This window comes from uncultured Gimesia sp., assembly GCF_963972345.1.
In the GTDB taxonomy this organism is placed as follows: domain Bacteria; phylum Planctomycetota; class Planctomycetia; order Planctomycetales; family Planctomycetaceae; genus Gimesia.
The window spans coordinates 1-14,775 of record NZ_CAXAVM010000177.1 but is presented as its reverse complement, the minus strand read 5'-3'; the positions used below and the strand labels follow the sequence as shown (position 1 = coordinate 14,775).

Below are 14,775 nucleotides of genomic sequence, written 5' to 3'. Positions count from 1 at the left end.
GTAGATACCGAACAACTGGGCCAGGCCGTTATCGTAAACCGTAGCACCACCAATCAGGATGTCACCGTTGGAACCGTAGTTCGTATGAACCTGTTCGTGATGGCCGCGAATAAAGTCAGAACCATAACCGCCGATCAGAATATCGAATCCATCAGGACCGCCTTCCAGGGTATCATTTCCGTCGCCGCCAACCAGGACATCATTTCCCCGGCCGCCCTGCAGGAAGTCGTTCCCCAGACCACCGAAGATCATCGTTTCCCGGTTATAGAAGGTGTCGTCAGCAATGATGGTATCATTTCCGGCCAGCCCCCAGATATAAACGCCACCCGTGGGAGCGAATTCGCCATGGTTGACGCCGTTGATTCGCACCATAACAATATTTGTGCCCGAAGTCTGGGAAACAAAGATATTGTCATGACCCTGCGTCCCGGTAATGAACAGGGCCGTCTGTCCCGGACGATTCGGGTCGGGCAGTAAACTGGTGACACCTTGCGGCAATACTGAGACCAGGTAGTCTTCCACTTCCCCATCGGCTGCTTTCCCCGTGGTTGATAAACCACCAGCGGAACTCAGTCGGAAGCGGGCGGCAATATTAGCTACTGCTCCCACAGTGGCGGGGACGTCGAATGAAACAGAGTTGGCACCAGCGACGACTGCATGGCTGCTCAGGATTTTCTCGCCGGGATCATCCCAGTCACCATCCCCATTGAAGTCCATCCAGGCATCAATGAAACCACTGCCGGACGAAATAATCGTGACAGTGGAAGCCGTATCACCGGCAATCACCGGGTTCAACAGGATTCCGTCATCGAATGTATCCAGGTTCGCTCCCGGTGATCCCTTACCGTCTGTATCAACTGAGACGCCCGCACCCAGGTGCAGGCCGTTATCGTTAATGGCATGCTGTGCCCCTTCACCGTCCGGATCGCCAATATCGTTCGGGAAGGATTCCGGAGCATCACCAAAGTCAACTCCATTGCTGGCAACAATCAATGCGGTAGCAGTAATGATTTCCGGAGTGGACGTTCCCAGCGGGCCAGCAAATTTTAAAACTGTGCCCAGGTCAGTATCCACAACATACAGGTTGTTATCCGGACCAAAGGTCAAACTATATGGAAGTTGGATAGTCTCTCCGAAAGTATAATTGCCAGATTCAACCGGTTGACCTGTGTCGATATCAAATCGCAGAATACCTTCTGTGGTACCATTGGCAACATAGAGATTTCCGTCAGGCCCGATCGCTAATCCCCGGGGATTTGCCAGGCCGTTTGTTCCTGCAGCGATAAACGGTCCAGCTGAAGTAGGATTTCCATTTAAATCAAATCGCAGAATTTCATTGCTCTCCAGGCTGGAGACAAAAAGCGTATTCGAGACTTCATCGAAGGCCAAGCCTGTAGGAGTGTTGGTCCCGGAAGGATTACCATTATTAAGTTCTGCTCTGGTGACGAATTCTTGGAGAAAAGTACCGTCAGAATCATATTCTAAAACACGTCCTCTTGTGAAACCAATGTCGGCGACATAGAAGTGACCGCTTACGGGATCTCTGACAATGGAACCAGGTTTTGATAATGGACTTATTCCTATTGGATACGTAGTACCAGTCCCACCATTAGCCAAAGGGCCGATAAAAGGATCTGGTGCATCATCTGTAAATCGGTCGTAGCGGATAACTTCTCCAGATCCTGAACTGGTTATATAGAGATAATTGTCATCAAAAACCAGCCCATTAGGAACGTCCACTCCTCCTGACTCGATGTAGTCATCAATGAATTCTCCGGTTTCACCATCGAATCGCTTTACCGTATGGTCTGTACCATCCGAATCTTCATATCCATTGCTGACAAAGAGGTTTTCATCCCCATTGGGGCTTAACATGAAAATCAATCCACGTGGACTGTTTAATAACCCTGCCGAGATAAATTCACCCAGGAAGTTACCCGGCTGTCCTTCTCCGGTGTCGGCATCTGCGTAAGCGGCGGTGATCGTTTCGCCGAAGACAACTTCGAGTACACCGTTCCCGGCAACACGCGTTCCCGGTGATGAGATAATGGTTCCTACGAAAGTGCCATAGCCGGTTTCTGTCAGCACAACGGTTTCCGAATCGCCGCCAGTGGATGTGACAGTCACATTGACGGTGGCTGCACCAAACAGGTCGCCATCGGTCACGGTGATTGTGATCAGATCTCCTGAATCATAGGTCGCAGAATCGAAAACAATGGTACCAAGACGAGATTCTGTCAGTGTGATCTCGTAATCTTCGACTTCCCCATCCGGGGCCAGTCCCGTTACGCCGATACCTGCCTCTGAACTTAAACGGAAGCGGGCATAAGTTTCTCCAACGACGAAGTCAGATCCCGTGGGAACTGCAAATGAAATGGTGTTAACACCAGCTGTGACGAAGACATCTGTAACGATCTGCTCGCTGGCATCCCAGGCGCCGTCTCCGTTAAAGTCGATCCAGCCCTGCAGATAGCCATCTCCGGAAACGGTGACTTCGATTGTTGCGAAGACATCACTGGCAGAAATGCCTGTGGTGACGTTGTCATCTGGATCCAGAAAGACCACGCCGTCATCATCGAGGCCATCACCGGATGCGTCAAGACTGGGCAGACCATCGGCTTCGTAGTCGACAGAGGCACCCAGAGTCAGGCCCCCTTCGAGATTGTGGCGGGCACCATCATCGGTAAGTAATGTCGGGTATTGAGTGGGAGCATCACCAAAGTCCAGACCATAGTTCGCAGCGGTAGATAAACCAAATGCGAGCGTGTTGATACTGTCCTGCAGGCCAGAGAATGATGATGTCAGAAAATCCGTTCCGAAATTCACATTGGTGTCATCTCCGGTGCCGAAGAAGCCATCCGCACCCAGGCCAATGATATTACCAATGTTTCCCCCCTGATCAATAATCTGCGAGGAGGAATTAAAGTTATCTGTATGCCACAGCCCGAAAAAGTGTCCCGCTTCATGAGTGACAATATTACCTACTGCAACTCCAATCAGATCCGTAATCGTGGAAGAAAAGTTACGGATAATATTATTCAATGAATCAGCAACGATCGGGTTGGTACTGCTGAGTAAATCAAGCAGAACGACGGCTGATTCTGTCGTGTCAAAATTTCCGACGTCGATTGATTCCGCGATCCCGATGGTACTGATTCCCAGTTCATTGATCGTACCACCGACGATCACACGACTGAGATTGGGTGTATTAAACTCATCCAGTCCCGGATTATCACGGCTGTTCAAGATCCGAATGCCATAATCGCCCGGGTTACCGATGACAGCACCAGTTACCGGATCAAAAAAGTTCCCATTATTTCCGTTTGCGCCAATCACAGCGAAGTTTTCTTCGACCGTGGCCATAATCGCATCGATCACGGCATTTTCATCTGCGGCTGACAGTCCCCAGTTGGCGAGAAATGAACTGAGGGGAGAGAGGTTCGCGTCTGAGGAAGGTAAAAAGTCGTTGAAGATGGATGGGTCTACGGTCGCACCGTCAAAGTCCACATAGAGTGTTTGAACCGCAGCGGTATCAACCAGTTGCGTTTCCAGCGCCGGACGGAATGCTCTTAATTCGAGATCATACGTCCCATAAACGCCCGTAACAGCCACGTAATATCTTCCCGCAGTCGCAGCGACGATGGAACCGGAAGCATTACCGTCTCCGGGTAAAGGACTGTCGTCAGGATAGAGATCTTCCAGAAAACGGGATGATTCGAAAAGTAAAGTTCCTGAAGGACCATACAATGAGATCGTTTGACCGGCACCGAAGACATTGGCCCCCAGAATATCACCCGCTTCGAGGTCGACCGCGTAATAATCGATGTCTGTGGCGTTCAGGCTGACAGTGAGATTGTAGGTCCCTTCGGAACTTGCATTCGCACCTACTCCACTACCACTGGCAGGGTCAAAGGGATCATCGGGAAAACCGATGCCATAGCCTGTATTATAGCCCCCGACCATGAGATAATAATCTCCATCAAGGGGTGCGGTAAAGGTGAGGAAACTATCGAGGAAGTTTCCACTATCATCGTCACTGGCGAGCAGCGTACCGGAACTGCTGTAAATAGCAACCACGGGATCCAAACCAGAAAACTGAGTCGCATCTACTGCGGAAATTGTTAAACGCTCTCCAGCCTGCAGTCCGGCGATTCGATAAAAATCGTAGTCACCTGTTCCCGTTCCACTACTGCCATGTGGACCATTGCCAATGGTGTTCCCCAGAATCTGGATTTGACCACCCGAACCCAGATTCAAATCATTCGCCAGAGTAATCGAACCATCATCTTCAGGGAAGAAACCGGCAGGATAGGTCTGTGTTGCAGCATTAGCCAGGAAACCGGCCAGATCGACTTCCGGATCGTCGTCAAGACCTGTTCCAAAGCCGGCAATCACTTCCGCGTTGGTGATATTATCATTCGAGCCAGAGGTGCCGATCGTTTCATTTTCATTCGTGGCAAAAGAAAGATAGTCAACGGGATTATCAACCTGTCCCTGATCCTTACTGCTTAATTCCTTATCTTCTTCCGGGGTAGGTGTCGCTGCCTGTTGTTCTGCATCGGTTAACGGGGAAACCAGAACTGTGGGGGGGGGGACCGCGCGTCCGTCGTCAGTGGTGCCATAACCACTTCCTGGTGGCAGGCTATTCCCCGCTGATAACAGTGTCCTGTCTTCAAGGCACTCTACTGTTGAATAAGAGTTGGTCAATGAATACACGCGTTGATTTCTTAATCGTTTACTGCGTCCTTTGAGGAGCTGATTGAGAAAAGTACTGATTCGACCAGGCTGGGGACGACGTTTAGTTCTCATAAACATCATTGGCATCTTTCCATATCATGCTGATACAGGAGGTCCTGTTTCAGCGAGTCGCGTGTGTTGAAAGAGTATTTGTAACTCTTGTATTTATAATTATTTAGAACTAGCTGACGCAGTAGTTTACATATTGCAGATCACCGCGAGCACGGTTGACGAAAATCGACAAACCTGCTTATCTGTTAAAATGGGTAAATTCAAGATAGATTGTGCAGCAGCAAAACGATGTATGTCAAGTAAAAGATAAAAAAGTTCAATTGAAAACAGGCCGTTCGTGCTGGTTTTAGCGGCTGTGACCGTTGCCAGAGAGTGATCTGTTACGTTCTGGACGTCTGAAACCAAAATTTCTCACAATAGTTAAGTGAGTTTCCCAAGTTATTTCACTGTTCAGTTGATACCCTGGAATTCAGTAGACAGGTAGCCGCCGAAAAAGTCATCTGTCTCTTCAAGTTCTGTATTTAAATGGAGTTTGCGTTCTCCAGGATTCAATTCAGGCTGCATCAATGGACTCTCAGTCGAGTGTTCATGACCGAGCAGATGATTCAGTTCATGCAGGAGGACAGTCAATAAATCGATGTGTCCCGAGGCGTTACTGAACAATTTTGCTTCGAATATTCCTGCTGCTGTCGCATCAAACTCTTCATTCAACAGCGGGCTCTGGTCAACAAACCAGCCCCAGCCTGCCGCATTGATATCCAGGTAAATCGTGTTGTTTGCTGTGTCTGCTTTGGCCAACTGGTTCTGAGGCAGTTCTACCATCTCGATTTTCACATCGGACAAAGTTTCAATCGCAGAATCATCGTACACCTCAAAGAGTTGCTGTTTTGCTGCTTCGAGTACCGGCTCGACTTCTTCTGTGGTGAGGGGGGGAGTTTCTGATCCCTCTGGATTGGTCAGTGATGTCAGCAGGAACTCCTGTTGCCAGACTTCTGAATAATTTGATGGATAAACCAGTAAACTTCCACTTCCCTGTACTTTCCCGTAATTGCTCACCAGCAGGATCAGGTCGCGGTAATCCACTTTACCCGAACGGTCAAAGTCGGCAGCCCATGTATTACCTGTGTCGGGGGCTCCGGTAGTATTGTTATAAACTCCCACAAAAGTAATCAGATCGCGGTAGTTAACGTTTCCATCATCATTCAGGTCGTACAGCGCCGGAACCAGTGTTAAATTAACATCAGAACCTTCGGTCACCGTCGCATCACCCTGGGAGGAGGTCAGGATACTGTTTGAGATCTGAAAGTTCAGATCAGCGACGGGATGAATGTATTCTTCCTCGGCATTTAAGGGGATCTGTTTGACGGTCAGGCGGACGCGCGCCAGCAGGACCAGTGTTTCAGCGCCATATTCTGGCTGGTCTGTTGTCGCTCCCAGGCCTGTAATGGTTCCCGTTTCATTGTTGATACTGCCAGTCTGGCTTAATGTAAAACCAGGGCCATACACAATGGAGTCTGCCGTCAGATACGTTGCATCAAAACTGAAGTCGACCTGGGCTGATACCAGACCATAGCTCGCGGAATTGCTGATGCTGACCCAGATTTCGACAATGACCGGGTTAAACTCATCGATAAAATTGGCATGGGAGGGGAGTGATGCGGTCGTACCTGAAGTACCCACATTGGTTGCCTGCCATTTGACGGTCAGGTCTGCACTCCCCTGAATTCCTTCTGTTTCAAAAGCGCCCATGTCAATACGGACGCTCAAGTCATTATTACTATCGATAACCCGGTTGACCCCTCTCTGGTCAATAGTGAGTTCCGGATCAAAAGCACTGCCGTCGAAGGCAGGATTTCCCGCATCAATTGCAATACTGCTGGAGTTCAAGGCGTGCGTCTGTGTTGCTCCGCCATAATCACCCAGGGGAAGTAATGCTGGATCCTGCCCCAGAATAAAATTCGATGTGGAAGTAGTATCGGCGCCAGTGGGGTCTTCAATCAGGCTATAACTGCCAGCCAGCAGACCAAACACGTCTGCACCACCCGATGCCGCAGAATTGTCGGCAACAATACTGTTATTGAGAGGGGTTGCTGCACCAAATGTAAAAATTCCACCGCCATATCCACCGGCATGATTGTTCGCGATCGTACTGTTGTCGATAGTTGCGCTGACAAATTCGAACGGATCAGCATTGTAAATTCCAGCGCCGCTTTCCTCTGCGGTATTTCCGGAAATGGTGCTGTTGATGAAATGCGAAGTATAAGCGGCATTATAAATTCCACCCCCACTTCCCAACAGCGCCGTATTCTGTGAGATCGTACTGCTGCGTACGGTCAGGTCGCCTCCCGACTGTGCCAAACCACCGCCTGAACCGGCGCTCTGATTGCCGTGTATCGTAGAACCGGTGATGAGAGTCGTTGCCGTTTCGATGTAAAGTCCTGCACCACCCTGCTGACTTTCTGAACTATTATTGACGATCAGGGATCCGCTGATGGTCAGTTCTCCATTCGAAAAATAGAGTCCGCCTCCACTACCCATATTGGCGGAATTCAGGGAAAGAGTACTGTCTACCAGCGTCACATTCGTGTCAGAAGCATAGATGCCCCCACCATGCCCTTCTGCATGCCCTTCTACGGAATTGTTATCCAGAATGGTATCTGTCAGAGTGATCGCCCCTGACAAGCTGGCGATGGCGCCTCCCGAAGATAACTGTGAAGAATTATTCTGGAAAAAGGAGTTACTGATTTCCAGTGTTCCCGCGTTATAGATCGCACCGCCATAGCCGTTTACGGTATGGTTATTCAGCAGCTGGCTGTTGATCAGGACCAGGTGTTCTGCATTGAAGATTGACCCACCATCATCAGAATGCTGACCATTCGTCAGTTTCAGGTTCTGCAGTCTGACTTCCATGAAATTCACGTTACTGTCAGTGATATTAAAATGGCGGTTGGGCGTGGTCATGTTTAATGTCAGCAAAGATGTACCCTCTGCAGACGTGGGTGCAATGATAGAGACATCGTCGAGGACAAGCAGTTGTGAAGTCAGGTGGATCGTTTGTTCCTGACCGTCGAATAACGCCGGGTCAAACATGATGATGTCAGCCCCATTTCCCGGGGGGGATGCATCAACGATGGCATCAGTATTGGCGGCTTGTAAAGCTTCACGCAGTGAGATTTTCCGATTTGTTGTGGACAAATCAATAAGAGTCGTGACCAGGATCACTCCTTCCGGAGCAATTGAGAAATTCACGGTAGCCGTATTTGAATACAGCCCCAGATTATCTTTTACGCGATAGGTAAACGAGCCCATACCCATGTAACCCGAGCCGTCTGCGATGTAATTCACTGTACCATCATCATTGACGGTCACAGTACCATGTTCAGGCTGAGCGACGATTTCAATGGAAGTGTCGTCCAGGGTTCCATCACTGTCTGTATCGTTTGACAATAGATCTATAGGAGCGGGGGTTTCACCCTGTAAGGAAAAAAAGTCATCATTGGCTACAGGCGGTGTGCCCACGATGACATTAATGACCTGGTAGTCCTGCAAATCGCGGAAGTTTGTTTCGTAATTGGGATCTGCAGGATTGGTCCGCTGGAAGCCAACTGCGACGGTAATTTGATAGATACCCGGGGCCAGTCCCGCAGTGGGGCTGACAGTCAGTAAGCCGGTCGTAGTATTAACAGAATAAACCAGTCCCGGAGGGGCGGTGACAGGGACCGCCAGTTGCTGGGCTCTTAACTTGTCCTGGTCATAAAAATTAAAATAAGCGTTTCCGTTCAGGGCATTCAAATCGACGTCAGTGGCGACCAGTTGATATTGTATTGAACCTCCAGGAGTGATCTGCAGATCAGGGATGTCTTCCAGATAGGGATTGGCATTCTCATAGTAATGGTGGGCTGGGAATGAATCGGGAGTGGCATTCACCTGAAACGTACGCTGTGTGGTGTTGCCATCCTGATCCTGGGCTGTCATTGTAATGGTGGAGGATCCGGTAAAACCTTCAAAGGCTGTCAACACCAGTGTGCCGTTTTCCAGATCAGAAAAGACATCGACAGTTTCGATTTTGATTGTAAAGTCGGGAATATTATCAGTGGTCGAGATGTTGCTCAGTGCCTGACGAACGTCTTCACCTTCCGTCAGGAAGCCAAAAATCGTATTCTGGAAATCGTACTCTCGAGAGTAACCGCCGGTAATCGAAAATCGAGAGTCGTTCTGGTCGTCGGTGGTGGTTGGTGTTCTGATGCCTTCAATTTCCCCTGTATCGGGGATGGGAGCAGGCTTATACATCGAAAGCAGACCCGACTGCACGTGTTGCAGTTCCCGGTGAAACTGATCGTCGAAAAATCCCAACTCGGAATCGACCAGCCCTGATTCTGAATGATCGCCTCCCTGGATCATACCGTTGATGATCATGTCGAAGATCTGATTATCGTAATAACCACTTTCGGCCAGTTCGATAATCCGCTCTGCAGCACGGGACGAACGCCCTTCGAACAGTTCGAAGACCATATCCCCATAGCCTTCCACCGAGATTCGGATACTGCGGTTACCAGTCAGGACACGAGCTGAAATCTGATTATTGCTGCTCTGGACTGTGTAAGTGAGGGCACTGTTTTCAGAATCATAACCATTTAGGGCGACATGCAGTGCCGTTCCTGAATAAAAATTCTGGTTGTCGATCGCTTTCAGAAATGGATCATCTGACAGAGGAATCGCAACGCCGGTTGCCGCTGCCAGATCTGCCACGGAATTGATGCTGCTGCCGTCAATCAGAGTTCCATTGTCAAGTTTCCAGACAGGACTTATGCTTTCAATTCCCTCGGCATCAGCTATGGCGTTCAATTCACGATTGGCATCAGTGATTTCCACAAACTGCAGATACTGAGCGCCATCTTCCAGTAGCGATTTTTGTTCTGTGGTGCTGGCATCCCAGGCGGCACCGTAGAGTGTCACATTCGCGGCTGTTAACGCCTGGGCGAAAGCCACCAGATCCTGACCACTGAGCAGTGTGCGGTCTTCCAGTTTTTCTGTCGCAGCGAGCGGGGCGGTTGTTGGCTTCAGCCTGCGATGATGTTTAGTTCGCCGCGGACGCCACAAGTTATCGATGAATTTCGAGATCATTAAACTGGTATCTTTATGTTACATAAATCTTTGTTGTTGAACTTGATTCAAAGCAGGCAGATTCCATTTGTATAGAAAATCAGCTGGCTGTTCAGTTAATGATTTTAAAGAGGCGGCCCTACCTAACAAAACAGAGAAATTGGAATGTTTCCAATCTTTAGAGGAAATGTGCGGCATGGGTGGCTTGTTTATATTTGACGTAAGCAAAATACAACCTGCACCGAAAATGACGATTGGGGGTAAAAAATCTAACAAAACGATACGGAAACCAACCTGAATTGTTGATTTAAATCAACAAACTGTAACAACTTACTGAATTCTCTCATTTTCAGATCACTGCTGACGAATCACAAAAAAAGTTTTTGTTGTTGCTTCACTGACTGATTAAAATAAGCAGAACCGGCAGTCAGACTTCGGTATGATATTTCGTGTAAGGTACATCATATAAACATCTTAAGGTTTTATTCCTGAGTGTCTTATGGCATCAGGGTGATGGTTCACGATGAAATTCGGACTTCTGGGCTCAGTCGTTACTTTTCCCTGATTAATGCGTCATAATGCTGGAAGTAGCGCGTGTTGATTTCCTGATACATTGATCCAGTCGGATTGTTTGTATCCTTGTTCTGGTAGTTTTGAATCGATTCCTGGAGGCAGTTTGAGCATTGCATCACACAGCTATCATTGGATGAAGACTGGTTTTCGCCCGACGAAATCACGTCTCTCCCGCTGGAGTGCCACTGCCGGGCAGATCGTCAAGCGTTGTGAATCGCTTAAGAAAATGACCGATGATCGACTTGAACGCTACTCGCTGGAATTACGCTGGCGCGCCAAATCGGGTGAGCCCCTCAAGAAAATTCTGCCGGAAGCATATGCCCTGGTACGGGAATCCGCCTGGCGGACATTGAAGATGGAACACTTCCCCGTGCAACTCATGGGGGGAATTGCCCTGTTTGAAGGAGGCATTGCAGAAATGCAGACCGGTGAAGGCAAAACCCTGACAGCGGTGCTGCCTGCCTACCTGCGTGCCCTGATGGGAAAAGGCTGTCACGTGATCACCGTCAATGACTATCTTGCCAAACGTGACTCTGAAATCATGGGGCCTGTATTTAATAAGCTGGGGCTTTCCGTCGGCTGTATCACATCAGATATGGAAGACGAAGACCGACGCATCGCCTATGGTCTGGATGTGACGTATGGCACGGCAAATGAAATGGGGTTTGATTTTCTCCGCGACCGGATTCGCATTGGTGCTTCTGCCCCCGGACAGCTGGAGCAGGCGATTACCAACCATAAAAACTCCGGGAAAGAGCCACTGGTTCAGCGTGGTAACTATTTTGCATTGATTGACGAAGCAGACAGTGTGCTGATTGATGAAGCCAGAACCCCGTTGATTATCGGGCTGATTCAGCCGAATGACGCTGCCTCGGTGAATCTGTTTCGCTGGAGCAACCGGGCCACTCACCAGCTTGAGTCGGAAGTGGATTATGTATATGAACCCAAAAAACGTTCATCGTATCTCACGGATTCGGGATGCCGTAAAATTCTGCTGATGGCGAAACCTTCACTCCTGGATTCGATTGATACCGAACGCATTTATAAACAGGTCGAGCAGTCACTGGTGGCCCGTTTCGGTTTTCTGAAAGACCGCGATTATGTGGTCGTCGATGATGAAGTCGTGATTGTCGATGAATCAACGGGGCGTATGATGGATGGACGAAAATGGCAGGATGGACTGCATCAGTCCATCGAAGCACAGGAGCATGTTCCCATCACTGCAGCGACCGGGCAAGCGGCTCGAATCACCGTGCAGAGCTTTTTCCAGAACTACGCGCATCTGGCCGGAATGACCGGTACTGCTGCAATGGCGGAAAAAGAAATCCGCAAAACCTATAAAGTCTCTGTGACTTCCATACCCACGCATCGCCCCTGTATTCGTGAAGGAAGTCAGGCGCGGGTCTTTAAAACCATGCAGGCCAAACGTATGGCCGTCGTAGAAGAAATCGAACGACTGCGGCTGAAACGCTGTCCGATTCTGGTTGGTACGCCTTCCGTCGAAGCCTCAGAAGCATTGGGTGACCTGCTGGCGATGAAAGCCATCCCTCATCAGATCCTGAATGCCAAGTACCATGAACAGGAAGCCGAGATCGTCAGAAAAGCAGGAGAACCGGCGCGTGTCACCATCGCTACGAATATGGCGGGACGGGGGACAGATATTCTGTTGAAGGATGATGTGCGTGCCAATGGAGGGCTGCATGTGATTGCCACTGAGATGCACACCTCCGCCCGTATCGACCGTCAGCTGATCGGTCGGTCTGCCCGACAGGGCGATCCCGGGCATTATCAGTTCTTTCTTTCCCTGGAAGACGAATTGCTCCGCTGCCTGGAAATGAACCAGATCCAGAAACTTGTGAAATCGGCCAAAGCTGACGAGAAGGGGGAACTGTCACCCGGTTGGCTGTCGTTCTTCAAGAACACCCAGGATTTCCTGGAGAAACTGCATCGCAAACAGCGCCGGGATATGCTCAAGCAGGAAAAGAACCGGATCGAAATGTTCCATAAAATGGGACTTGACCCGTATCTGGAATGGACTGAGTAATCAGCCCGGTCACGGCGTTTTGGCAAACCGGTGCTCAGCATTCTTCCAGGTGATCTGCTCTTCGATCTTCATTCCCAGTTGCGACTCCTTCAGTTTATTCAGACTGGACTCCAGGTAGAAAAAGGGAAAGTAAGAACCGAAAAGAATTTGCTCGTAAGGCACCTGCTGCATGAGGTTCTCGATTCCTCCCACTCCTTCCAGCATGGCAATCTCAATGGTCAGATTAGGGTTCTCGGTCAGGCGGGTCAGACTGGCTCCCCGTAATGACTTCATGCCATTGAGAATGGTAACCTGCAGCTGCTGATGTTCCTTCATCAGACCAGGCAGCGCTGCAAAATTCACATCGGGAATCCGCATTAATTTGTGATGCGTGCGATCGTCTTCCATCCGCATTGCGATCTGAATAAACAGTCCCCGTTCCGCTGCCATCTCGAACAGTTTTTTCACTTCGGGGCTGCTCAATTCATACTCATGGTAATTCGGATGCAGACGAATGCCGGGCATGTTCCATTGCTCATGACAGGCGATGACATCGTCTTCCCAGCCTGGCAGGGCAGGGTTGATGCTGCCGACAGGGATCAGCAGGTCAGCGCCGTGTGATCTGCAGTCGTCATTCAGTCGTTGATTCACAGTGCGGATGTCTTTATGCAGCAGCCCGTCAAAGCTGCCTGCATAGGCGCGGGTCACATCGTTTTGTTTCAGCTTGCGCACCAGTTCCGGAGTACTGTCGCAAGGCAGTCGACGAAATGGCCAGCGGGACAGATACACATTCACATCGCAGATCATACGTTGATCCCTTTCTCTTTCAGGATGGGAGTGAGCAGACGCTTGAGATTGCCTCCCAGAATCAGACGCTTGGAAACTTCGGGGATGTCGGCTCCCTGGACTTTCGCCAGTTGCGAAGAAAAACTGCGCCCGCCGATATCACTGCCGTAGAGGACCCGGTCTGCACCCAGTGTCCGCACTGCCATTTCCGTGATGCCGGCTGTCGGATCAGATCCACCAATTCCCGCATAGACGTTGGGAGAATCCTGGATCGCCCGCAACCCCAGCTCAAAGTCACCCCCGGTATGGCCGCAGATCAGAGGAATGTCGGGATGCCGTTTTGCCATCAAGGCAAGATCACCGGGCGTTGATTCACCTGTCAGATTCCCACCGGTTTTGTACCACGTATGTTGGTAGATCAATGCCTTCAACTCAGCAGCCCGTTTGATAATCGGATCGATCGACGGATCATTACAACGGCTGGCCACCCACAGTTTAACTCCGATCATCGGACCGTTTTTCACACAACGGTCGAGTTCTGCGATGCTTTCATCGACATATTTGGCATTAAGATATACAAACCCGAAAGCCCGGTCATGCCAGTGGCTGATCGCCTGCAATACCTGGTCATTCTGCTTGCGAAACTGTTCCGGCGTGGGATCGGTCAAAAACGGCCATCCCATGAAAAAAATGAGTCGTTCCACGCCCATCCGGTCGGCATAAACCATCAACTGTGAGATACGCTCATCAACGGTTTTACCTTCCACGCCGGACAGGTGGCAGTGTAAGTCCCAGATCATAGAATCCTCTTTCAGCAGTCAGAAAGTCAGGGAGCCGTCAGTTTGATATTCGCTTTAGTTGGATTGGCATAGTGCTGCCAGAGTGTATCGGTTCGGGCAAGTGCAGGCCCGTCATGTACAAGACAACGATAGTGGCTGATGAGCGGTTCCTTCGGATCGATTTCCCAGTCTCCCAGGGGGCAGGGAGTGAATACCAGATAAGGCATGGAAGGATGAATCCGCACCGGTTCCGGAAAACGAAAATTGTCGGGGTGAGTTAAAATGGTAAATCCACTCCAGGGAACGCCGGTCTCAGTTCTGCCGGAAATGTCACACCAGCGGGCACGATCATGGTTGCCATTTGCCCGGGTTTTGCCATTGGCAGTCAGAAACTCACAGTTTTCTCTGGTCCATCCCCGCCCTCCACGAATAGCCATGCCACCATAATGATATTCGGGAAGCTTTAACGGAGATTCGGTCGCGCATCTTAAATCAGAGGTGATGTCGTACATCCAGAATTCCGGGTCTTTCGCTGGCTGATTCCAGACGCGGATGAACCATGTTTCCAGCAAGGCGGGAGTTTCGGATTCGCCTGTCAGATCCACATGTTCCTGCGTCACAATTAATTCCGCATAGACTGGCCCGGTCTGTTTGTAGACCAGGTTTTTGAATCGAACACGGCCTTTCTGGCTTTTGATTTCCCAGAAGTTGGTCGGTCGTCCTTCAAAGACGGCTTTTGTAAATGCAAGGAACTGGCCACTC

General features: G+C 49.9%; 6 protein-coding genes. 1 reads left to right on the top strand and 5 read right to left on the bottom strand.

The features are described from left to right. A partial coding sequence (locus AACZ40_RS22680; RefSeq protein ID WP_339675960.1) for a GEVED domain-containing protein occupies positions 1 to 4,818 on the bottom strand: 4,818 nt, incomplete at its 3' end. 381 nt (positions 4,819 to 5,199) lie between these two features. Continuing rightward, positions 5,200 to 9,873, bottom strand: coding sequence for a peptidylprolyl isomerase (locus AACZ40_RS22675; RefSeq protein WP_291179926.1), 4,674 nt, complete (start codon positions 9,871 to 9,873; stop codon positions 5,200 to 5,202). A 685-nt stretch (positions 9,874 to 10,558) separates the two neighbouring features. Here AACZ40_RS22675 and AACZ40_RS22670 point away from each other — a divergent pair. Further along, positions 10,559 to 12,469: a translocase gene (locus AACZ40_RS22670; RefSeq protein WP_291179923.1), complete on the top strand. Its 1,911-nt coding sequence runs from the start codon at positions 10,559 to 10,561 to the stop codon at positions 12,467 to 12,469. Positions 12,470 to 12,478: 9 nt separating this feature from the next. Here the strand turns inward: AACZ40_RS22670 and AACZ40_RS22665 are convergent, their stop codons facing one another. The 3 genes from AACZ40_RS22665 to AACZ40_RS22655 all read right to left on the bottom strand — a co-directional run. Beyond that, positions 12,479 to 13,255: an amidohydrolase family protein gene (locus AACZ40_RS22665; RefSeq protein ID WP_291179920.1), complete on the bottom strand. Its 777-nt coding sequence runs from the start codon at positions 13,253 to 13,255 to the stop codon at positions 12,479 to 12,481. Beyond that, on the bottom strand, positions 13,252 to 14,034 hold the full coding sequence (locus AACZ40_RS22660; RefSeq protein ID WP_291179917.1) for an amidohydrolase family protein: 783 nt from the start codon (positions 14,032 to 14,034) through the stop codon (positions 13,252 to 13,254). Before AACZ40_RS22660 ends, AACZ40_RS22665 begins: the two co-directional genes overlap by 4 nt. A 26-nt stretch (positions 14,035 to 14,060) precedes the next feature. Next, positions 14,061 to 14,775, bottom strand: a 715-nt coding sequence (locus tag AACZ40_RS22655; RefSeq protein ID WP_339675957.1) for a DUF6807 family protein, incomplete at its 5' end; no start/stop codon positions are given.